The organism is Stenotrophomonas sp. NRRL B-14846, from assembly GCF_050473585.1.
Lineage (GTDB): Bacteria > Pseudomonadota > Gammaproteobacteria > Xanthomonadales > Xanthomonadaceae > Stenotrophomonas.
Genome location: NZ_JBFLUN010000022.1, coordinates 1004607 through 1025159, shown reverse-complemented (window position 1 = coordinate 1025159; position 20553 = coordinate 1004607). Strand labels below are relative to the sequence as shown.

Here is a 20553-nt window from a genome sequence, read left to right as displayed (position 1 = left end):
CGGCGAAGATCGTGAGGTTGCCGGCCAGCGGCCGGCACTACCCCCGTGGCTGCGTCAGATCGACGTTCTCCACCAGGAAATCCAGGAAGGCGCGCACCCGCAGCGGCAGGTAACCGCCCTGCCCCAGGAACACCGCGTGTACCTCTTCAAGGTCACCGGGGTTGGCCTCCTCCAGCACCGGCAACAAGCGCCCGGCGGCAATATCCTGCTGCACCTGGAACGCGGCCAGCCGCGCCATGCCCAGCCCACCCAGCACCAGCTGGCGCAGCGCGTCGCCGTTGCTGGCGCGCGCATTGCCACTGGGCAGCAGCATGCGTTCGCGACCGTCCTGCAACAGCGGCCAGCCCTGCATCGCCCGCGCATGGCCGATATCCAGCCGGTTATGCGACTGCAGCTCCTCGGCCGTGCGTGGCAGCCCGTGCCGCTGTGCGTAGGTGGGCGCAGCCACGATCATCATCCGCGTCGCACCCAGCCGCCGCGCCACCAGGCTGGAGCTCTTCAGCGGGCCGGCCCGCACCGCCACGTCGGTGCGCTGCTCAAGCAGGTCGATCACCTCGTCGTTGAGGGTCAGGTCCACGCCCACCTGCGGGTTGCGTTCGAGGAACGCCGGCAGCAGCGGTAACAGAAAATGCTGGCCGAATGGCACGTTGGAGTTGACCCGCAACCGTCCGCGCGGCTCGGCATGGGCGCTGGCACAGCGCTCTGCCTCCTCCAGGTCGGCCAGCACGCGCAGGCCGCGCTCGTAGAACGCGCAGCCTTCCGGGGTCAGCTGCAACTGGCGGGTGGAGCGTTGCAGCAGGCGCGTGCCCAGCCGCTGCTCCAGCCGCGCCACCAGCTTGCTCACCGCTGACGGCGTCATGTCCAGGGTGCGTGCGGCGGCGGAGAAGCCACCGGTCTCGATCACCCGCACGAACACTTCCAGTTCGCCGGATCGGTTGATGTCGGGTCGCGCCATGGTGATGAATCCAGTTCACAGATGATTATCCATGCGCAGTCTAGTTCACAGATCGACGGAGAATCACCATGGCCCTCCCTCCTCCCGGGATTGCCCGATGAACCGCTTCAGCCAGCTCACCGCGACCGCCTTGATCGCCCTGTCCAGCGCAGCCAGCGCCGCCCCGGCCCCGCACTGGGTCGCCAGTTGGCAGGCCAGTCCGCAACCGGTCTGGGGCGCCGATTTCCTGTTCCCGACCCTGGTCCCGGCCACGCTGCAGGACCAGACCTTCCGCCAGACCGCGCGCATCAGCCTGGGCGGGCCCCGGCTGCGGGTGCGGCTGAGCAATGCCTACGGCACCCAGCCGCTGCGGATCGGGGCGGCCAGCGTGGCTGCACACGCGGGAGTCACTCCGCAGCCGCTCAGTTTCGACGGCCAGCCCGGCGTATCGATCGAGCCCGGTCAGGAACGGCTGAGCGATCCACTGGCGGTGGCCACGGAAGACCGCCAGGCGTTGCAGGTGAATGTCTTTGTGCCGGGGCCGACGCCACTGCAGACCTTCCATTGGGAGGGGCGCCAGACCAGCTGGATCGCCGGCGGCAACCAGACCCTGGCGCGCGACCTGCAGGGTGCCAGTTCCACTACCGCCCGCCTGTTCCTGACCGGGATCGAGGTCGAGGCCGCCGCCAGCGCGCGCAGCGTGGTGGTGATCGGCGATTCGATCACCGATGGCGCCGCCGCCAGCCTCGACCAGGACCAGCGCTGGACCGACCACCTGGCCACACGCCTGGCACTGCGGGGCGTGGCGGTGGTCAACGCCGGCATCTCCGGCGGCCGGCTGCTGCGCGACGGCATGGGCGAGTCGGTTCTGGCCCGCCTGCAGCGCGACGCACTGGATCAGCCCGGCGTGGACAGTGTGATCGTGCTGATCGGCATCAACGACATCAGCTGGCCCGGCACCGCCTTTGCCCGCGCGCAGCCCCGGCCCAGCCTGGCCGAACTGCAGGCCGGCTATCGCGCCCTGGCCGAACAGGCCCATCGGCGGGGTCTACGCATCCTCGGCGCCACCCTGACGCCGTTCGCCGACACCCTGCCCGGCACGCCGCTGGACGACTACTACCAGCCGGACAAGGAGGCCCTGCGCCAACAGCTCAATGCCTGGCTGCGCAGCGACAGCCCGTTCGATGCGGTGATCGACCTGGATGCGGCGCTGCGCGACCCGGCCGATGCATCACGGATGGCCGCCGCCTACGACTCCGGCGACCACCTGCATCCGGGCGATGCAGGTAACCGGGCCATGGCCGAGGCGGTGGATCTGGAGGTGTTGCTGAGCGCACCCGAAACCCCTGGGGTCAGATCCCTTTCCCCTGGGAAAGGGATCTGACCCCACCCAACGAAAAACCCCGGGCAAGCCCGGGGTTTCGTCGCATCCAGCTGGCTGGAACGGCTTACTTGCGCTTCTTGCGCACGTACAACACCAGCGAATGCTCTTCCAGCTCGTAGCCGTGGTCGGCCGCGATCTTGCGCTGCAGCTCCTCGATCTCGTGGCTTTCGAACTCGATGATCTTGCCGCTGTCCACGTCGACCATGTGGTCGTGGTGGCCGCCACGGTCCAGCTCGTAGACAGCCTGGCCGCCTTCGAAATTGTGCTTGAGCACGAGGCCGGCGGCCTCGAACTGGGTCAGCACCCGGTAGACCGTGGCCAGGCCGATCTCGTCGCCGTGCTCCAGCAGCTGGCGGTAGATGTCTTCGGCGGTCATGTGGTGCTGGGCATTGCGCTGCTCGAGCAGCGCCAGGATCCGCATCCGCGGATGGGTCACCTTCAGGCCGACTTTACGCAGGTCGTGGGTTTCCATAGGTCTCCGTTCATTGGCGATTTAGCGCCAGCTGCCTCGGATTGGGTCGCGGTGGCACGCCGGGAGTGTATCATCGGTTTGATTTCCCCAACCGCCAGTCCCGATGCGCAATCTCCTGTTGGTCGCCGCCGTCGCCCTGTCCACCACCGGGTGCGGCATCATCTACAAGCAACCCATCTATCAGGGCAACCTGATCCGGGAAGATGCCGTGGCCAAGCTGCAGGTCGGGCAGAGCAAGCAGCAGGTCACCGCGCTGCTGGGCACCCCGTCCATTCCCGACCCGTTCCACGCCCAGCGCTGGGACTACACCTCCAGCCAGCGCGTGAACCGCCTCGGCCGTACCGAAGTGAAGAACTTCGTGGTGTTCTTCGAGAATGACGCCGTGACCCGCTGGGAAGGCGACTACTTCCCGGGCAACGACAAGGCCCTGGCCCAGCAGACCGTGCGCCAGTTCGGCCGCAACCTGCCGAAGGACAAGAAGAAGAAGGGCCGCTGAGGCCCCTGCCCGTCCGCAAGGACGGGTTGCCGGGATCAACCGCCGAGCGCGCGACGCCGGCGGTTGTCCTTGGGGTCGGCCAGCAGCGGGCGCAGCAGCTCGATGCGGTCCCCGTCCAGCAGCACCTGCTGTGGACGTGCCAGCACGCCATGCACGGCGGCGGCCGGACAGTCGGCACTGCCTTCCAGCGCGGCGGCGGCGATGGCGTCGGCCACGGTCGCCCCCTCTTCCAGCTGCAAGTGGCGCGACAGTACGCGCTGCGGCCAGGCCAGCACCACCTCGACCTCGATCATCGCTCAGCCCTCGTCGGCGACGCGGACGAAATCGTTGACCATGCGATCGGCCAGCCCCTGGAAGCCGATCGCCAGGGCAGGACCGAGCAGGCGTGAGCTGGGTTCGAACTCCAGGGTCAGGGTGACCTTGCAGGCATCCTCGGCCAGTGCATGGAATTCCCAGCGGCCGTGCAGCTGCTTGAACGGGCCATCGCGCAGCTGCATGTCGATGCTGTGCGGGCGCTGCAGGGTGTTCTCGGTCTGGAACCAGGTACTGAACGAGCCCAGGCCCAGGTCCAGGCGCGCCACCAGGCGGTCCTCGCCCTGCTCCAGGATCTGGGCAGCCGAGCACCAGCGGAAACGGCGCGGATAGGCCTGGACGTCATTGACCAGGTCGAACATGCGCGCGGCCGAATGTTCGACCAGGGCGCTGCGGCGGATAGTAGGCATGAATACAGGACGTTTCGGCAATCGACCGGGCGGGCCCGAATCGGAGACAATACGGAAATGAGCAAGAACAGCGGCAAGGATAAAGCAAAGAGCGCGACGGCCAACAAAACCATCGCGTTGAACAAGCGTGCCCGCCACGAGTACCACATCGAAGAGCGCTTCGAGGCCGGCCTGGCCCTGCAGGGTTGGGAGGTGAAGTCGATCCGCGCGGGCCGCGGCAACATCATCGACGCCTACGCCTATGTGAAGCACGGCGAGATCTTCCTGATCGGTGCGCAGATCACCCCGTTGATCCAGGCCTCCACCCACGTGGTGGCCAACGACCGGCGCGAGCGCAAGCTGCTGCTGCACCGGAGCGAGATCGACAAGCTGGTCGGCAAGGTCGAGCGCGATGGCTACACGATCGTGCCCACCGCGATGTACTGGAGCAAGAACAAGATCAAGCTCGAAGTCGCGCTGGCCAAGGGCAAGCAGACCCACGACAAGCGCGATGCCGCCAAGGACCGCGACTGGGCGATCGAGAAGCAGCGTGTGATGCGTCGCGGCAACCGCGACGCATGACCGCCCCCATCGGCGCCATGGTGACTGCAAGCGCCGATGAAACGCGCACGTTGTGTGCGCGCCTGTTGGCCTTCAACCAAGCCCACGGCGGCGATACGTTCGATGAGATTCCAGTCCGCCTGGCCTGGCATGACCAGCACGGCGCGCTGCGCGGTGGCGTGCTGGCCGACGTCTGTGCCGGCTGGCTGCAGGTGCACGTGCTGTGGGTGGATCCAGAACTGCGCGGGCAAGGCATCGGCCAGCGCCTGCTGGCGGAGGCAGAAACCACCGCGCGCCACCACGGCGCCCGCAACGTGATGCTGGATACCTTCGACTGGCAGGCCGAAGCCTTCTACCTGCGGCAGGGCTACACCGTCTATGGGCGGCTGCCCGACTGCCCGCCCGGGCACGAGCGGATCTACCTGCGCAAGTCGTTGTTGGGTTCGTAGTCGCGTCGGCGCTGGAGCCGCCTGCCGGTCAGCCTGCCAACAGGCCCCGCCCGCGCATGCGTGGTGCCAGCGCCGCGTGCATCACGGCCAGGTGCATCACCACCGCCAGTTCCGGCGCATGACGGTCATCGCCCGCGCGCCACTGCTGCGCCATCCGGGCTGCGTCGGCCGGCAACAGGGCCAGCAGCTGGGCGTCATCCAGCGAATCGGCCGCGCCCTGCAACTGGCGCGCCAGCTGCCGCGACTGCCAGACATGCACACCGATGCTGAGACTGGCCAGCGACATCAGGACCACGGCCAGGCCATGTTCGAACCACTGCGACAGCACCTCCGGCCCCCACAGCAGGGCCGCCATCACCGCCAGCGCCGGCAGGCGCCAGCCCAGCCAGTGGGTGCGGTCGCGCTGCGGCCAATGCACCACCACCGCGCTGGCCACCAGGGCCGCCGCCGCCGTGGCCGGCAGCTCGGTCAACCAGGTGGCCGCCAGCAGCACGCCCAGCACGGCCCAGACCCAGCCGGGGGGCAACGCCCGCCGCTGGTAGTCGGCCCCGACGGGTCCGACCAGCTGTCGCAGGCTGCGTTGTTGGCTTGCCTCGGTCACCCACAGTCTCCGTGTCTGTCCTGGCTCGGATGGTGGTCTTCAGTGTGTCGCAAATTCGTGCCAATGAAGTTACCAATCCGCTATGACCGGCGCACTGCAACACGTTGCACATTGACGGCGCGCGCGCAGTTCACGCCGAAGTCCCGATGCCATCAACCCTGCCCGGGCCCGTCGCAGCACCCAACGCTATTCAACCTTGGCGTAAGCACACACAGATGCCGCCGCATCCAGCAGCGGACCGACCTCCAGGCGCGGCGCGGGCCGCGCCGCCGGAAACGCAATGGCAAGCGCCTTCGCAGCACGATCCGCACGCGGCTGGATGTACCACGAGGACTCCGCCGACAGCGTCTCGCCACGCACCTGATGCTGGAACCGATACTGGCCCCAGTAGATGGCCAGCGGCTCCTCCAGGGCATTCAACGGATTGGGCAACGTCAATGCTTCCGGACATAGCGCAGCAAACGCCCCAGCCAACAGCTGCCGCTGCTTCAATGGTTGTCCCGCGGAAAGAAAATGGCTGTATTCATGCATCACGATCGGTGCCCAGTCTTCTTTGGCATCGAACGTCGAGAACAGGAAAATGTAACCGCCACGGAGCTTTGCCTGCGTCTGCGTGGCATCCGGCCACCAGAGGAAACGAACCTGGAAGGTCGGGGGAGCATCCACCTTGAAGAAGGCTTTCATTTCATCCGCAAGCCTGCCCACTGGAGGCGACGTGAGCTGACGGGCAAGCGCGTCCTGCTGCTCATGGAACGGTTGCGCCGCCGTCAAGAGGCGCCGTGCACGCGGCGCGAAGCGCGCGTAATACTGCCTCAGCAGCGCCTGATCGTCGGGAGTCTGGGCGGCGATCGCACTCTCAGTGGCGGCATCGAAAGAGGCGGTGCCTAGGAAATGCCGCGTGTACGGATCACCCATGCGGGTCTCGGAGCCCGCGAACAGGCGATCAGCCGGCGTGCCCTTTGCTTCTTCGTCCCGTGCCAGCGGTGACGTACGCTGGCGGAATGCCGCGTAGCCGGCGAGCAGGTCACGATCACGCTGATCCAGGCCAAAGCGCCGCTGCCATTCCTGCCGGTAGGCCGCAGTGGTATAGCCCGGCAGCCAATCCGGAAGGTTGTCGAGCAGGTTGAACAGGTCCAGCGAGGGGCTGTACGCCACCTCCAATGACGGACGCGAGGATTCTGCCGCCGCGACAGTCCCGGCCTGCAGGACCAGGGCCCCCACGGCCACCACCCCCATCCATCGCAACCGCATCCTGCCGGAACTGATGAAAACGGCCATCGGGCAATCCTGGAGAGGCACCCACGGATTCGAACATGTCGACCCAGGTACGGCAATGTGCCAGGTGGCCCGCCGCGGCCGGGAATGTACTGCTGCCTCTACGTGAAGCCCGACCGCGTGACTGTTCAGGAAGATTGCCGTACCATTCGCATCGTTAGGCAGGCCCTGCCCGTGGCGACACGGAATCGGCCTTGTACCTTGCAGCACTGTAGAAACCGGGGGTGCATTGTCCCCGCGACGCCATCGGTGCCGGTTTCCAAAATGCAGAAATAACGAAGCCCATCAATGCTTTAGCTTGATGGGCTTTTTCGTTGATGACTGCCGCATGGGCAGAAATGGGCATCGATTGGCAGCGTTTGGTCAACTTCTTGGTCAACATTCGATGTTGGCCATCACCACCGTCAACGCGCCGGCGGATCTCCGAGCTGCTGGTTCTCGTCCTCGAGCTGCTTGATGATTCGACCCATCAACGTGTGTAGTTCGTTGTGCGGCTGATCGACCAGCTGCCAGTTCTTCATCATCCCCAAGCTGGTCTTGGAATCCATGGTTGCCCAGACAACATCGATCAGCTCATTCAACGCGGCTCGGACTTCCGCAGAATGAAGTCGTGATTGCAGGGGGATGATCGCGGCCGACGATTGACGTACATCGTCATTGACCTTGGCCAACGCCTGCAGCGCAGCCTCACGTTCCATTGAACCGTCGGGCAGATAGGCTGCGGCGCCCCTCCCCGCTCCGAAGGCCTTCATCTTCACCTTGTAGGCGTCGGTTGCGGCTCGCATGAAGGCTACTACCAGGGGTTGGAGCGCCAGCAAGTTGGCGCGCTCTGCCTCTAAGCGCCGCATCCGCAGTGCGTCGTAGCGCTGCTGGCGGCGCAGTCCATCGTCGCGCTTCTGCCGAGCCTTCTCCGTCAAGTGGTCCTGGACCCACTTGAGACCGAAGCCAAGGAGCAGAGTTGCGACCGGCACCAGCCACTTCCAGTCGTCTCCGTTGTTCGCCGCTGCAGTGGCCGCGGGAGCGGCCTTGGCGGTTGCCACGAAAAGTGCTTCCAGCATCTTCAGATCCCCCAGTTCTGCAGGCATCTTGCCTGAACGATTTGACGAATCGCGCAATTCTTCAAATCGCCGGCGCAGGAGGATCTATCCCATCCAGCCGAACGGTGGATCGGTGTTCGCCTTGGCCAGCCTGTTTGCCCGCACGGCTACCCGCCAGGCCGTGATCTTGGCGACGTCTTCCCGCAATCGAGCCTGGTGTCTGGTGACCCAGAGCTCGGCGCCGGGGCGGCCCTGGTCATAGCTGCTGCAGTGCCGCCACGGACCGCTGCCAGGACCATGCCGATGTCGATCGAGAGTTGCCACCCAGGAGCCATCGTCCACGCGCTGGGACAGGGCGACGAGCCAGACGCCCTCGCAGGCGATCACGGTCAGCAGATCACCCGGCCTGCTGCCAGAGCGTGTGGTCCAGTAGAAGGAGTCGGGAAGCGGCATGGCCGGCAGGATACGAATCGTGGTCGCAGCGGCTGCGATTGCGAGCAATCTATTGCCACGCTCGCTACCGCCAGCCTCCACACCATCAGCAAGCTACGAGCCTACGCCCTCGTGCAAACGGTCACGCCCGCATCACCGCACATGATATTGACACTCATTCTCATTCGGTGTACCTATCCCTTGGGCGAATTGCTCTCTCAAGGGGTCAAGGGCATGTATCTGAAGCGTAGTGGCTCACTCGCTGTACTTCTGAGCCTAGTGGCTGTGTTGTGCTTTGGTGCCACTTTCACTGTCAGTGGCCACTTGTTGTGGTGGTCCTGTGGCGTCGCTTTGCTCTCTTCCCTCGTCGCGGCCCTTTGGTTGCGCAATACGTCCAGACCCGTTCGAGCGCTCTCAATTGGCGTTTTCATTGCCGTGATCTTGAGATTGCTCATTCTTTTCTACTGAAACAGTGATTAAGGATGAACGTCATGCTGAAGGGACTATTAGCAAGTGTGGTTTTGGTGGTTGGCGCAGGGGCAATCGGCGACGCTTCTGCACAGGCAGTTGCGGCCGCCCAATGCGAAGGATGCAGTTACCAGCAGAAGATTGAGGCGGCTAGAGGTGAGGTTGATTTCGGCGGAGTGGCGGTTTTCAGCCTTTCCACCGGCGAAATCAATTCCTTCGTGATCTCGCCAAACTTGACCATCACGGAAGTTCCGGTAAGGGCTGAACTGGCAGACTACTACGCAGAACTGGTCTACCTCTACCAGAGGAACGGCGGCTCCCTGGAGTTCAAGGTCCCCATTGATGTGATCCGCTCCGATATGAGCGCAGCGAGCGGCCGGGCATTCCGCGCCCAGTCGGCTCAGGCTGCGGCCAGCGACTATGACCTCCCTGAGAACGCTTACGAGGCAATCTCCAACTCCTCAAAAATGAACAACGTTCATGCTTGGATGGAGACGAAGCTACCTTCCTTCATTGCCGGCGGCCAAAGCGTCATTCGTGTTTTCAATCCGGCAGTGTGGCTGGGATCAAAGAGTTCGCAAGTCTACGTCCGCTTGGAGTTCCACGATCAGTCAACAGTTCTGATCACCTACAATTACGACAGTAAAATGTGGGAACGGGTACCCAATAGCGCTCGCGACGGACACAACAATTCGATTCCGGAAAAAAGGGAAGACTTCGCGGGCGGGGGCTATCGTGAATACAATTTCCAGGGGCCGCCATCTACAGATATTCAGAACTTCCTTGTCTGGGCTCATCAGAACGGCATTCCGATCAGCGGATCAGTGAGCCACACGCGCCTTGCATGCTCCAGCGCCGGCGGTGGCGCCGTCCAGTGCGTCGCTTACTGAAGCAGCAACTTGTTTCACAGCAAATTGCTTTTTGAGGGCTCCCATTCGGGAGCCCTTTGCGTCTGTGCTCAACCTGTTCGCCCTGCCGGCCTCTCGTCACCTGATGACCTCAGCCATATCCTCCCGCAGCTGCCATTGGTGCCTGCCCCCCCCCACAGTTCCGCACCAGCTCGACCCTGCTCGCAACGGCACCTCCGGACAAGCTCAACGTCCAAGCCGCCCGGTGCCTGTACGTCATCGGGACGTTGGTGGCCATCGGAATAATCCTCTGGCAGGATCCGAATCGGCGATATCGCCAACAATCAGGGGGAAGAACATGGGACGCTTTGCCAGTGCCATTCTGTTAGCGCTGCTTTCCACTGCTCCGCTATCTGCGGCAGCCAATACCTCTTTGAAACCGCTCGACTACTACTTCGTCAAGTTCAAAGGCGAGCACGATGTCATGCGAGACGCAATAAAAAATGACCCCAGTATCCCATCGAGTCAGAAGCCGATTGTTTACAAGGAGCGCTTTGAGGAACTGCAGGGGAGATTCAGAGCGGAGCGAAGCACCGAGTACGCCAGCCAGCGAGCAATCGTTGTACAGGACCATAGCTGCACTAAGGGATATTCGGGCGGAACGAAGAAGTGCGGAACGAAGTGTGCCTCCGCCCCGTCACCAGAGTGGTTCACCGAAGCAAGCATGGTTGAATCATTGATGGAGGACAACACGCCTAACAAGCGCAAAGCAACGATAGAGCCGAATGGATCGGCGGCTTGCATTTACCTTCAAAGAAGTAGCAAGGGACGGACGTTTGTGCGAGTGAAGGCCACCTTCAAGTATCGGCCCGACTTCATTTTGCGCGCTGTCGACGCGGACAACACCGCAGTCTTCAAGAAGATCGTGACTGACATCTAATTCTCTTGTGGGCACGGGCCGATGTGACGCATCGGCCCGTGATCTTCTGAGATCGACTACAGATCAGGTAGGCCCAGCCGCCGACGAATCGCCGCCAGGAGCACGGTAGAGGTCCGCACCAGCGCATGCTGGTCGCGGGTCAGCTCGTCATACATCTGCAGCACCTCCGGGGGGATCTGCCCTGCCCGGCCTGCCTTGAAGGCCTCCATCGAGACCACCTGAGCCTTATAGCGCTCATCTTCCATGCCCTTCTCCAGCTTCTGGCGGCGGGAGTGCCGCCCCCTGGATGCCTTGGGCCCCACGTCTAAGCCTGTTGCAGGGGAAAGAAAACCAGCACCACTGTCCATGGGCTGGCCGTTCTCCTGCTTTCCTTCTCCAATGGCCACCAGCTGCGAGTCCTTCTCGTCCATCGGTTACTGACCCCTGTATCGGTAACGCCGGCACCAGCGCCGGCGTCTTCACATTGCTTTCATCCGGTCAGGTCCGATGGGGTTACAACGTTCCCGCAATTACTCCGTCACGGCTTTGTTCAGCCGCGCGGCCAGCTTTGGGTTGAGCACGATGCCGGCCTCAGCCCTGGCGCTGTAGCGGGCCCGGTTCTTGATGGACTGCTGCAGACCGCTCGAGGTGATCGCCAGCTCCGGGTTGGCCTTGTTGAAGGCGCCGATCTTGCTGAGCACCGAAGCCCGGTCGCTGGCATCGCCATTGCGCAGGGCCATGGCGAAGGCGTTCACCAGCGACTTGCGGCGGTCGAGGATGTGCTGCTCGTAGTTCTTCAGCGCGCGGGTGGTCTCGTACTGCCTGGACACCTTCTCCGGAGCGAAGCCGTTGGCCTGCAGCAGAATCTCCCAGGGCGACAGATCCTCGACGACCGGATCGCCGCGCAGGGTGTTCACGCCCTGGGTGGCGTAACGGCCAGCCTTGATCATGTCCTTGAGCCCTTTGGGCAGCATGGTCTCCACGCCGCGCATGATGTGACCTTCGTCGACCTGCTGCTTGCCGACCAGCACGTTCTTCAGGACGCCGCCCATTGGCCCTGCGGCCTGCTCGAGCAGGTTGTTGAACATGCCGCGGCCGTCGAGCTCCCTATCGGCGTCGCGGATCCACAGGCTGTCCAGACCGACACGGCCAGAAATGTTCGCGCCGGTCAGCTTGTCGGCCGGCCCGTGCAGAAGCAGATCCGCCCCGCCCTGCCCCAGCATGCCGGTGAGGAAAGCCCGCAGCTCGGTCTCTGCATCCCACGGCTCGTCGTCATCCCCGAAGGTGGCCTGGATGCCATTGAGTGCCCCCATGATCATGCCCATCATCGGCAGACCCATGGCGCCGGAGAACAGTGCGCTCATGCCAAGCAGGCCGGTCAAGTTGCGCCGGGCAATTTGCCGCACCTGCGGGTCCTGGCCGAAACTCGCATTCCAAACCATTCTCCCGAGCGCCCAAGTCATGTTCAGGCTGTACTGCCGGAACATCAGCAGCACCTTGGCGGTACCGCTCTGCATGAAGCGGGCGCGGTTGGCGTTGCTGTAGTCGAAGTGGGTATCGAAGATGGCATCGCGGGCGAACTTCACCGCGTCGTCGAACGACTTGCCGTCCGCGCGCGCCAGGCGGTAGGCAGCCATGCCGGTCGCCTCGCGATTCATGACCTCGGTCTTGTGGAAACCCCAGCCGATGATCTCCATGGCCTTGCTCCAGGCCGGGTTGTAGCCCGTCAGGCCACCCTCGGCGATGCCGGCGAGATTGTGGGCCTGCGTCTTCTCGATCGCGCCGGCGACTTCCAGCGCCTGGTAGGCGCGGAGCTCGTCGGGGTCGGTCAGCGTCCTCTGGATGTTGCCCACGGTGCGCACGGCGTCACGGCTGGCGGCCAGCAGGTAGTTCATGGCCTTGACCCCGCCGTGCCGTGCGGCCAGGTAGGGGTAGCTGACCAGGGCGGTCTGAGTCACGTTCACCAGCGCCGCCGCCGGCGTGGCGCCCAGGTAGTAGGTAAAGCCGAACGACGAGATCAGGTTGGTCAGCGCCGAGTCGGTCGGATTCATGATCCATTCGTGCCGCTTGCCCAGTTCTTCCAGGAGAGCGTCGCCCGCCACGATCTTTCGCGTGTCGACGCTGGGCGACGCCTGAATCTTCTTCTGCGCATCCTTCAGGTCGGTCAGTACGCCCTGCAGCTTGTGGGCGTATCGCAGTCGGGCCAGCTGGTGCGACCCGTGCTGCATGTTGTAGGCGAAGGCACGCACGGCATCAGGGTCGAAGCCAGGCACCGACTTGCGGTGGATCTGGTGCTTGCGCATCGACAGCTCCGGCATGGTCTGCAGATACAGCTGGTAGACCTGGTCCTGGACTGCGTCGGACACATGCGCGGTCCGCAGTTGGTCGATCACGTCGGCAACGAAGGTGCCGCTCGGTGCGTCGGCCGCCTTACCCTCCGTCTTCATTCCGCGAGCGGTGATCGCCCACTCCCTGCTCTGGAGGTCCTTCACGGCTCGGTCCAGCTCGTTCTGTGATTCGAACATCAGGAAAGTGTTGGTTCCGCCCTTCTCCGCTGCGACGAAGAACTTGCCGAAGCGCTGCAGGGGGAAGTAGACGCCTTGCAGGCGCGCAGATTCGAATTGCTCCCGGATCTTGTGCACCAGCATGCGGCGACTGCTGTCGCTGATGACCTGGCCTCCAACCAAATCCCCCCCCTTCAGGTCCTCGATGCGTTGGACCAACGCCTCTTCCACCGCGTCGGACCTCGACCGATAGGCATCACGGAACTGCAGATAGAACGACTTCGCTTCTGGTGACAGCTGCGACCACTGCTCAACCAAGGGGGCATACTGCAAACGGCGCCGCGGCTCTGCCTTCAGCATGGCCTTCAGTGCCTTGACCTCGTTCATGATGTTTGTCTTGCTGTCGCCGCTTCGCTCCCGCATCTGCTGCTGTTTCACCTTGATGGCGTGCAGCACGTTCTTGCGGGTGACCTCCTGCAGCCCTTTCTCGCCGGGCATCCGGAACTGCAGGGGCTGATACTCGCGGGATGGGTCCACCCCGTCCATGGTCGCCTGGTGCATGAGGTCGAACAGCCGCCGGCTTTCGGCCTTGTTCTTGCTGGCCCATTGACGAGCGGGCTCGGCGATCGCTTCCGCCTCTGCCTGCAGCTTGTTGCGATCTGCCTGCATCTCAGCCAAGTAATCGGAGTAGCGATCGATAGTCGGGAAATAGTCGCTACCCAGTTCGGTCAGATGGCGGGTTGCCAGGAATCCCAACCATGTGGATCGGAGGGCATCCTTCAAATTGCTCGGCGTCAAGTCAGCCAACTTCTGCCGCGCACGCGCCAGCACGCTTTCGCCTTGAATTCCCCTCTGCACCGCCTCAATGTCCTCAAGCGCGTCTGCCGGCGGCATGCTGAAGAGGCGGCCGCGGGCCGCCCGCGTCACCTCGGCGCCATTGGGCAGCACCACGCTCCAGGTGCGCGGCCCACTCTCAACCGGATCGGCCAGCACCTGGCCACCGGTGCGCTCGGCCTCAGCGCGCGCGGCGCCAAGAGTCAGGAAGTCGGCCGGCCGGCCGCGCTCGTCGGCGAGGTACCACTGATCGTCGCGGCGGAGAAATCGACCGCCATTCTGCTCGAGGAAGGCTTCGCCGCGGCCGTCGATCTGCGGCTGTGCGAACGAGTAGGACCGCACCATTTCACGCTGCGCCTGCGCCGACATGCCGGCGCGCAGGAAGCCGTCGGCTTGGCTCAACAGGTCCCGGACCTCGGTCTCGGACCACTTCAGCGACGGCATGACGCGGCGCAGGAAGCGGCGGACCGCCGCGGCGACGCGGCTGGTGAAGCTGTTGCGGATCCCCCTCTCTGCCATGACGGCGATCGCTTCCTTGGCGAAGGTCTCGCGATCGACGGTGCCGTAGCGCTTGGTCACATCCGCCAGCACCGACTTCATCGCAGCGGTACCGGTGCCGTCGGCGGCCAGCTTGTCGATTGCGTCAACGATCTGGGTCCAGTCCTTGGCACCCACCACGGACTCAACGCCGTAGTGCCCGATTGCCTCGTGCGCCAGCACCTGCGCGAAGCGCTGCTCGGTGGCGATGTTGCCGGCGTTGATCCAGACCGTAGGCCGCCCGTCGTACACACCCTCGGCGCGGCGATAGCCCGGATCTACCTTGGCGCTGGCCGGGAAGTCCTCGGCCGAGCGCACCACCACCACGCTGGGCGCGTTTTCGCCCCAATGCTGGGTCAGGTCGGTTTTGAGTTGCAGCGCGCGGTCGAAGTCCAGGCCGCCGCTGGCGGCCGGAGCTGCGGATCGGTTTACCCGCCCGCCGGGCCCAGGTGCTTCAGCTCCGGATCGATCGCCAGTTGCTTCTGCGCCCACTCGTGCGAGGCCCGGTACTCGGCCTGCAGCGACGCGATCTCGGAGGGCGTCAGCATGTAGACGTCCCTTGTCGAGGGTGAGGATGGTGCGGGCTTCGGATTCGGTGAGGCCTTCGAAGCCGTAGCCGAACTGGTCGCGCCACCAAGGTTCGATTGATCCGAAACGTTCACGGACGTCGGCCAGGCTCTGGGAGTTGAGGGCGATTTTCCGCGAATAGTCCTTGCCGGTCAAAGCGGTGGCCAGAACCACCTTGCCGCCGTTGTCCTCGATGTGGGTTTTCAGCTGTGCGAGGGTGCCGCCCTGGGTCAACGTGTCATCGATCAGGAGGTAGTCGCGGCCCTTCTCGACCTTTCCAGTGAATGGGGGCTGGTTGGCCAGCCGGTGCAGGGCATCGCCGCTGCCGCGGTTGACCTTTGCCGCCTGAACGATGTCGGGAGCCACCTTCAGCCCAAGGCGGGCAGCCAGCAGATCCGCGGCCATCGCCGGGATGCGGTTGTTGCCCGTCGCTTCCTGGGACTGCACGGCCACCACCAGCGGTTTGCTTCCCTCCGGCAGCGCTGCACGCACGTTCTCGACGAACTCTGGGGTGATTACGTCACGCGCCGCGCGCAGCGCAGCGGTGTCGTCACCGGCCTTAGCTGCAGCGTAATCCGCGTGCGCGCTCAGGCGGCCGGGACGGTGAGCCGTCACGACATCGGGGAAGTCCGCCTCCCACCCGCGACGGGAGAAGAGTGGATCCGACGACCCCGCCGCATTGTCCGCTGCATCGGAGGCACCGCCCTCGCGGCTGGCCTCACCCGGCGCAGACTTGGACGTCTCGGGGGTCGATGCAGGTGTCGCCTCTGGGTCTTCCTTAACCTCTGCAGTCTTGGCGGCCTTGGCTGTCTTAGCGTCCCTTCTCGCCTTGCGCTCGGGCTTCCCCAGCACGGAGTCCAGATCGCGAGGCCTCGGGGTGGTGCTGTGCCAGCGCGGACCCTCATCAGGCAGGGGATTGCCAGCAGCATCCACGCCCTGGACCTTCACCTGCCAGCGCGGATCCTTGCCTGGCGGACGGAACTCGATCACTTGATCGCGGGTGTTGGCATAACCGTTCACGATTCTTCCCGGCTGGAAGTACGCGCCGAGCGTGCCGATATCATCCCGAACGTACTCAGGGGAGCCAGCCTTGATGCGAACCTTCGGCGTATACACCGGGCCCGCTTCGGGCGCTACAGGCTGTGCCGGTGCTGCAGCTGCTGCTGGTTCACTGCCGCTCTGGGTCGATGCAGTACCGGTTTCTGCTGGCGTACCGGCGCTTTCGGCCGCTGTGCTGACGCCCTGCCCCGTTTCACCTGCTGGCGTAGCGGCCTGCGGAGCGGGCGCCGCCTCCGCCTGCTGAGCCCGGGTGACGCGGCGTGTGGTCTTCTTCGGATCGCGTACCCAGGCCTTGAACTGCTCCTGTGACATTTCCTTGATACCGCCGAGCCCCGTCCAGCCCTTCGAGTAGTTGGCGAGGTAGGTGTCGCGGGCTTCCTGCTCCGACGCGGTTCCCATGATGACCTTGTGCTCGTCGAAGGAGCCGTCCTTGTTGACCTGGTCGACCACGTACACCGGTAGCGCGGGATCCTCAGCGCGATCGGTCATGAAGACGTCGACGTGGTCCTTGTCCTTGCCGACGGTGCCCTTGAAGTAGCCGTAGTGGTTCTTCAGCGCGGGCCAGCGCGGATCCCGCTGGCTGCCGGCGGGGTTCTCGATACTGATGTCGTGGCCGTTGATGCGGACATGGCCCTTCTTGTAGTTACCGGCTTCCTTCTGTGCGTCCGTGGGCGCAGGCAGATCGTTCTGCGGGTTCGTCGCAGCCTCGGCAGCCGCGGTGGCCACCTTCGGCACTTCAGCCTGCGCGAGCGCGCTGGACTGGCCAGCGCTCGCCTCGGCCACGGACTGCTCGGGAGCGGTCCCGGCCACACCGGATGTCTCCGTCGCGCCGGCTGCGCGCGGCTCAGCGACCGGTGCGCGAGACGAACCGGTGTCCAACTGCGCAGCCGCATCACCGGGCGCGCGCTGCAACTCGCTGGCCAGTGGCTCCGGGGCGGATCGATCGGTCGGCGCGGCACCATCCAGCTGCAGATCTGCAGACGGTGCGGCCTCCCTCAGCGACTGCTGCGCCGGCGATGGCGCGCCGGCGGCCTCACTCGCTGCCAGGTTGCCGGCATCGGCTGGCGGCTCAGTGAGGCCGCGCCGACGCTCGCCCTTTACCTCGTCCAGCAGGGGGCGCACACGGGCGCTGGGCAGGCCGTACTGGTCACGCATGGAGCGCAGCAGGGTCGGCGTATTGATTCCGCCATGCGTCTCGACCTGGTACTGCAGGCCGCTGTGCAGCAGCTGCTTGATGTCCGTCGTGGTCGGCTCTCGGAGCGCTTCACCGGTCTGGGCATCGACCCACGGCGGCGCGACCGCAGGCGCCGGAGGCGCCGCGGCGGCCGGAACTTCCGGTGTTACCAGGGCCGCCTGGCCTTCCTGGGCTTGCGGGGCGACGGGTTCTGCCTGCGCTGCCGCAGCTGTTGCGGTATCCGCAGGCCCACTGGGCCGCCGGGCCTGGGAAACCAGGTTGGCGATGCCGGCGATCGAGTCGGGGGCTGCGTCAGGGAACGGTACCGTCGGCTGCGGCCGCGCAGCGACGCGAGTCCCGTCGAAGGGAGCGGACATGCCGCGGCCCTGCGGAAAGCGCATCTCAGGTTCGGCCATGACCTCCGGGCGGACCCTGCCAGGCGTGATAGTGCCGTCCGGTGCAGCAGTCATCACTTCCGGCGGCGGAAGCGCCAGCATCTGGCGGATCGGCGGCGGTGGCAGCGGAGGTGGCGTCGGCGTCGGCCGGCGTGCCAGGCGTTCCCGCTCCGCATCAGCTGCCACTGCGGCCTGGTTGTCGCCGCGGCTGGCGATCGCGCCGCCGGCGGCCATGCCGCCACCGAGCAGGCCGCCGATCGCCGCACCGGTACCAGCCGCTTCAGGGACACCTTCCCACGCTGCCTGGGTCGGGTCGACCTGGCGCTGGCCAAGGTTGCCGGCCAGCTGCGAGCCGCCCTCCTGGATGCCTTCTTCCACAGTCTCGCGCGCTGCGCCGGCCAGAATCGCTTTTGGCTTTCGCGCCAGGCCCCGGGTGAATACATCGGCTTCAAACGGCGCCGCAATGCGGCCGGCGATCGCCGCGATCGGTGCGGTGATCGCCTGCGCTTCCATCGATGCGCCACGCGCGATGGTTTCCTTGACCGTCTGCGGGTCACCGCCGGCGGCGACCATGCGCTTGTATTCCGGATTGGCATCCCAGACCGACTGCGGCTGCGCCATTGCCTGCTGGTAGGTTTGCTGGCCCGCCGACCCGGTCTCCATGATCGTCGTCAGGCCGGTGGCAGCGGCAGTCGCCGCGCGATGTCCAGCGGCGGTGGCTGCCGTTTCAGCGGCCTCGGCACCGAGACCCTTGGCCAACGCACCCGCCAATGCTCGTTCGCCCGCCCGCGCAGCCGCAAGGCGCGTGCCGGCGCCCATCGCGGCAACGTTTGGCACCTGCTCGGCCAGGAAATTGCCGATCAGTCGCGGCGAGGACAGCACCTTGCCGGCACTGGCGAAGAAGCCCTTGGTGTCCTGCAGGTCCTGCTTCTCCTGCTTGAGCGCATCAGACTGGCTCTCGCCGAGGTAGTCGGTGGCCAGCTGCGTTGCCTTCGACAAGCCCGCGCTATCGGATCCAGCCCGGCGCCCGCCGAAGATCTCGGATGGCGTGCCTGGTACCAGCGCGGCGGTCTCGGAGGCGCCCTTGACCCCCAACCTGTCCAGCACGCGCAGGCCCTGCCGCACGATGTTGGTCGGCTCCATGGAGTTACGCTGCTCCACGGCGCCACCGAGGATGTTGGCGGCGCCGGAAGCAATGCCGAGCCCGGTGTCCTTGATCGCCTCACCCCAGGATCGCTCCGGGCGCTTGGCCACCTTCTGGAACGGGTCGCCCTGCACGGGGGACAGCGTCGGTCGGCGCGCAACCTTGTCGGTGGCTGCGGGGGCTGGTGCTGGTGCTGGCGCTGCGGCTGCTCCTGCGCCAAAGGGATTCCCATCGACCTTTTCGAACGTTGCCATCAGAGATTCACCTTCGAGTAGCTTCCGTCGTTGTTCTGCACGTACCAGTTCCCGTCCGGAGCCTTCCGCGCTCCGGCAACCGGCGGAGCTTCTTGTGGGCGCAGCCCCGCGTACAGCGGATCTGCATCGAGCTGGGCCAAGGCCGCGGTCTTCGCGGCTTCGTCCATCGTGACGTTCCCGGAAATCGCGTTGAATCGATCGGTGTAGGACTTCAGGCGGTCGGCATCGGTGAGCTCGCCGGTCTGGCGCGGCGCCTGGGCGGCCCGCACGCTCTGTCCGTCGGCGCCGGTCACGGGACGCCAGCCGCCGTCGCTACCAACAACCCCCATGCCGCCGTCAGCAGCAACCGAGATCTCCGGCCTGCGCGCAATGCGGGCCGTTTCCAGCGACGCCTGGCGATTGGCGGCGTTGTCCTGCATCTGTGCGTTGAACTGACCAGCCTGCAGCGCGCGGTTGGCGTCGCCTTGCGCAGCGACCGCGTTGACCTGGCCAGCGGCAAGGTCCGCCTCATCCTGCGTGCGGAGCGCAGATGCGCGCTCGGCTTGGCGCGCGCCTGCCTCGCCGAGGATTGCCTGCGCTACTGCGGCGCGGCCGCTCGGGCTGCCTTTCAGGCTGGCGCTGCCCATGGCTCGGGTGAGCTTGTCCACCGTGGTGTCGGCGGGGTTTTCGATGATCCCTCCCTGGCGACCGCGCTGCACGATCTGCGGCGTTGGCCGCGGAGCCACCACCGTCGGCGCTGCAGGCGCAGCCGCAAGGGGGGACACCAAGGATCCCAGCGTGCCGCCGGCCGGTGCGGCCGCAGCACCGCCGCTGGCTGCGATGGTTGCGGCGGATCCGGTGAACACCGAATTGCCGTTGGCATCCACGGTGCGGGTAATGCCTGCTGGCAACGTGGCAGTGCGGCCGTCCTGCGTCATGTAGGTGCTCGGCGCAGCTGCTGCGGGGGCGGTGGACGCCCGGGGCGCAGCGGCACCTGCAGCGCCCGCCAGGGGCGCCGTGGAACTCACGCTGGAACTGACCCCGGTGAAGTCTGCCCCGATCGACGGCCGCCCAGCCAGGCGCGAACCAGCGAGGCCTGCAGTCGAGTCAACGCTGGAGCTCACACCGCCGAACGTCGGTTTCGGCTTCGCGGCACCGCCGAGCCTCGCCGATGCGATGCGGCTGAGCGCGCTGGCGGCGCCACCAATTGGATTGAGCTGGCTGGGCGCCCTCAACGGCTGGCCCTGTTGTGGCGACGGCGCCGCGCCGACCGCTGCGCGGCCTGCATCACGCACGAAACCGGCCGCTTCTCGTCCTGGCGCCGTCACCGCATCGGCGACGGTACCGGCCGCGCGCAGGCCTGCGCCCGCGGCCTGCCGCGCCATCGTGGCGGTTCCTGCGACACCGCTGCGCAGCGCCGAGCCGAAGGCCGTGCCGGCGCTCGGCCGGGCGGCAATGCGGGCCTGCCCGGGCGCGGCACCGGCAGGGTTCAGTTCGTCTCGATCGTTGATGGCCATGCGATTCCCCTA

17 protein-coding genes are annotated in these 20553 nt (G+C 65.6%); 6 read left to right on the top strand and 11 right to left on the bottom strand.

Features of this window, described 5'->3' with window-relative positions; all coding sequences use genetic code 11:
• Nucleotides 1-37 precede the first annotated feature (37 nt).
• Nucleotides 38-955 carry a LysR family transcriptional regulator gene (locus AB1281_RS07090; RefSeq protein ID WP_430345428.1) on the bottom strand — a complete coding sequence of 306 codons (918 nt, stop codon included), beginning with the start codon at nucleotides 953-955 and terminating at the stop codon, nucleotides 38-40.
• 97 nt (nucleotides 956-1052) lie between these two features.
• On the opposite strand from AB1281_RS07090, the gene AB1281_RS07085 reads away from it, so the two are divergent.
• Nucleotides 1053-2318, top strand: coding sequence for an SGNH/GDSL hydrolase family protein (locus tag AB1281_RS07085; RefSeq protein ID WP_430345427.1), 1266 nt, complete (start codon nucleotides 1053-1055; stop codon nucleotides 2316-2318).
• A 64-nt stretch (nucleotides 2319-2382) separates the two neighbouring features.
• On the opposite strand, the gene fur is transcribed toward AB1281_RS07085, so the two are convergent.
• On the bottom strand, nucleotides 2383-2790 hold the full coding sequence (gene fur / locus AB1281_RS07080; RefSeq protein WP_005409235.1) for a ferric iron uptake transcriptional regulator: 408 nt from the start codon (nucleotides 2788-2790) through the stop codon (nucleotides 2383-2385).
• Between the two features lie 103 nt (nucleotides 2791-2893).
• Between fur and AB1281_RS07075 the strand changes: the two genes are divergently transcribed.
• Nucleotides 2894-3286, top strand: coding sequence for an outer membrane protein assembly factor BamE (locus tag AB1281_RS07075; protein WP_014036847.1), 393 nt, complete (start codon nucleotides 2894-2896; stop codon nucleotides 3284-3286).
• A 35-nt stretch (nucleotides 3287-3321) separates the two neighbouring features.
• Here AB1281_RS07075 and AB1281_RS07070 read toward each other — a convergent pair whose 3' ends face one another.
• On the bottom strand, nucleotides 3322-3579 hold the full coding sequence (locus AB1281_RS07070; RefSeq protein ID WP_430345426.1) for an RnfH family protein: 258 nt from the start codon (nucleotides 3577-3579) through the stop codon (nucleotides 3322-3324).
• 3 nt (nucleotides 3580-3582) lie between these two features.
• A complete protein-coding gene (locus AB1281_RS07065; RefSeq protein ID WP_032959119.1) occupies nucleotides 3583-4008 on the bottom strand; it encodes a type II toxin-antitoxin system RatA family toxin in 426 nt (141 codons plus the stop codon).
• A 57-nt stretch (nucleotides 4009-4065) separates the two neighbouring features.
• Here AB1281_RS07065 and smpB point away from each other — a divergent pair, with 57 nt between their 5' ends.
• Entirely contained in the window at nucleotides 4066-4569 is a 504-nt protein-coding gene (gene smpB / locus AB1281_RS07060) for an SsrA-binding protein SmpB (RefSeq protein ID WP_005409231.1), read from the top strand.
• Nucleotides 4566-4997, top strand: a complete 432-nt coding sequence (locus tag AB1281_RS07055) for a GNAT family N-acetyltransferase (RefSeq protein WP_430345425.1) — start codon at nucleotides 4566-4568, stop codon at nucleotides 4995-4997. Before smpB ends, AB1281_RS07055 begins: the two co-directional genes overlap by 4 nt.
• Nucleotides 4998-5025: 28 nt before the next feature.
• Here AB1281_RS07055 and AB1281_RS07050 read toward each other — a convergent pair whose 3' ends face one another.
• The 4 genes from AB1281_RS07050 to AB1281_RS07035 form a co-directional block, all read right to left on the bottom strand.
• Nucleotides 5026-5598 (bottom strand): hypothetical protein, encoded by a 573-nt coding sequence (locus AB1281_RS07050; protein ID WP_014036843.1) that lies wholly within the window; start codon nucleotides 5596-5598, stop codon nucleotides 5026-5028.
• Between the two features lie 186 nt (nucleotides 5599-5784).
• The gene (locus AB1281_RS07045) at nucleotides 5785-6876 is read right to left on the bottom strand and encodes a hypothetical protein (RefSeq protein ID WP_430345424.1); all 1092 of its coding nucleotides are present in this window, start codon (nucleotides 6874-6876) and stop codon (nucleotides 5785-5787) included.
• 401 nt (nucleotides 6877-7277) lie between these two features.
• Nucleotides 7278-7958 carry a hypothetical protein gene (locus AB1281_RS07040; protein WP_430345423.1) on the bottom strand — a complete coding sequence of 227 codons (681 nt, stop codon included), beginning with the start codon at nucleotides 7956-7958 and terminating at the stop codon, nucleotides 7278-7280.
• A 57-nt stretch (nucleotides 7959-8015) separates the two neighbouring features.
• Nucleotides 8016-8411 carry a hypothetical protein gene (locus tag AB1281_RS07035; protein WP_430345422.1) on the bottom strand — a complete coding sequence of 132 codons (396 nt, stop codon included), beginning with the start codon at nucleotides 8409-8411 and terminating at the stop codon, nucleotides 8016-8018.
• A 413-nt stretch (nucleotides 8412-8824) separates the two neighbouring features.
• On the opposite strand from AB1281_RS07035, the gene AB1281_RS07030 reads away from it, so the two are divergent.
• Together AB1281_RS07030 and AB1281_RS07025 are read left to right on the top strand one after the other, a co-directional pair.
• Nucleotides 8825-9700 carry a hypothetical protein gene (locus AB1281_RS07030; RefSeq protein ID WP_430345421.1) on the top strand — a complete coding sequence of 292 codons (876 nt, stop codon included), beginning with the start codon at nucleotides 8825-8827 and terminating at the stop codon, nucleotides 9698-9700.
• Nucleotides 9701-10016: 316 nt separating this feature from the next.
• Complete coding sequence (locus AB1281_RS07025; protein ID WP_430345420.1) at nucleotides 10017-10598, top strand: hypothetical protein; 582 nt, start codon at nucleotides 10017-10019, stop codon at nucleotides 10596-10598.
• A gap of 56 nt (nucleotides 10599-10654) precedes the next feature.
• On the opposite strand, the gene AB1281_RS07020 is transcribed toward AB1281_RS07025, so the two are convergent.
• From AB1281_RS07020 to AB1281_RS07010, 3 genes are all read right to left on the bottom strand, one after another.
• Nucleotides 10655-11008: a hypothetical protein gene (locus AB1281_RS07020; protein ID WP_430345419.1), complete on the bottom strand. Its 354-nt coding sequence runs from the start codon at nucleotides 11006-11008 to the stop codon at nucleotides 10655-10657.
• A gap of 99 nt (nucleotides 11009-11107) precedes the next feature.
• Complete coding sequence (locus tag AB1281_RS07015) at nucleotides 11108-19045, bottom strand: PLxRFG domain-containing protein (protein ID WP_430345418.1); 7938 nt, start codon at nucleotides 19043-19045, stop codon at nucleotides 11108-11110.
• Nucleotides 19045-20541 (bottom strand): hypothetical protein, encoded by a 1497-nt coding sequence (locus AB1281_RS07010; RefSeq protein WP_430345417.1) that lies wholly within the window; start codon nucleotides 20539-20541, stop codon nucleotides 19045-19047. Before AB1281_RS07010 ends, AB1281_RS07015 begins: the two co-directional genes overlap by 1 nt.
• Nucleotides 20542-20553 lie beyond the last annotated feature (12 nt).

Bases quoted from the DNA above. Each gene is read 5' to 3' on its own strand.
- AB1281_RS07090 (WP_430345428.1), bottom strand. From the start codon at position 955: ATGGCGCGACCCGACATCAACCGATCCGGCGAACTGGAAGTGTTCGTG.
- AB1281_RS07085 (WP_430345427.1), top strand. From the start codon at position 1,053: ATGAACCGCTTCAGCCAGCTCACCGCGACCGCCTTGATCGCCCTGTCC.
- fur (WP_005409235.1), bottom strand. From the start codon at position 2,790: ATGGAAACCCACGACCTGCGTAAAGTCGGCCTGAAGGTGACCCATCCG.
- AB1281_RS07075 (WP_014036847.1), top strand. From the start codon at position 2,894: ATGCGCAATCTCCTGTTGGTCGCCGCCGTCGCCCTGTCCACCACCGGG.
- AB1281_RS07070 (WP_430345426.1), bottom strand. From the start codon at position 3,579: ATGATCGAGGTCGAGGTGGTGCTGGCCTGGCCGCAGCGCGTACTGTCG.
- AB1281_RS07065 (WP_032959119.1), bottom strand. From the start codon at position 4,008: ATGCCTACTATCCGCCGCAGCGCCCTGGTCGAACATTCGGCCGCGCGC.
- smpB (WP_005409231.1), top strand. From the start codon at position 4,066: ATGAGCAAGAACAGCGGCAAGGATAAAGCAAAGAGCGCGACGGCCAAC.
- AB1281_RS07055 (WP_430345425.1), top strand. From the start codon at position 4,566: ATGACCGCCCCCATCGGCGCCATGGTGACTGCAAGCGCCGATGAAACG.
- AB1281_RS07045 (WP_430345424.1), bottom strand. From the start codon at position 6,876: ATGGCCGTTTTCATCAGTTCCGGCAGGATGCGGTTGCGATGGATGGGG.
- AB1281_RS07040 (WP_430345423.1), bottom strand. From the start codon at position 7,958: ATGCCTGCAGAACTGGGGGATCTGAAGATGCTGGAAGCACTTTTCGTG.
- AB1281_RS07030 (WP_430345421.1), top strand. From the start codon at position 8,825: ATGAACGTCATGCTGAAGGGACTATTAGCAAGTGTGGTTTTGGTGGTT.
- AB1281_RS07025 (WP_430345420.1), top strand. From the start codon at position 10,017: ATGGGACGCTTTGCCAGTGCCATTCTGTTAGCGCTGCTTTCCACTGCT.
- AB1281_RS07020 (WP_430345419.1), bottom strand. From the start codon at position 11,008: ATGGACGAGAAGGACTCGCAGCTGGTGGCCATTGGAGAAGGAAAGCAG.
- AB1281_RS07015 (WP_430345418.1), bottom strand. From the start codon at position 19,045: ATGGCAACGTTCGAAAAGGTCGATGGGAATCCCTTTGGCGCAGGAGCA.
- AB1281_RS07010 (WP_430345417.1), bottom strand. From the start codon at position 20,541: ATGGCCATCAACGATCGAGACGAACTGAACCCTGCCGGTGCCGCGCCC.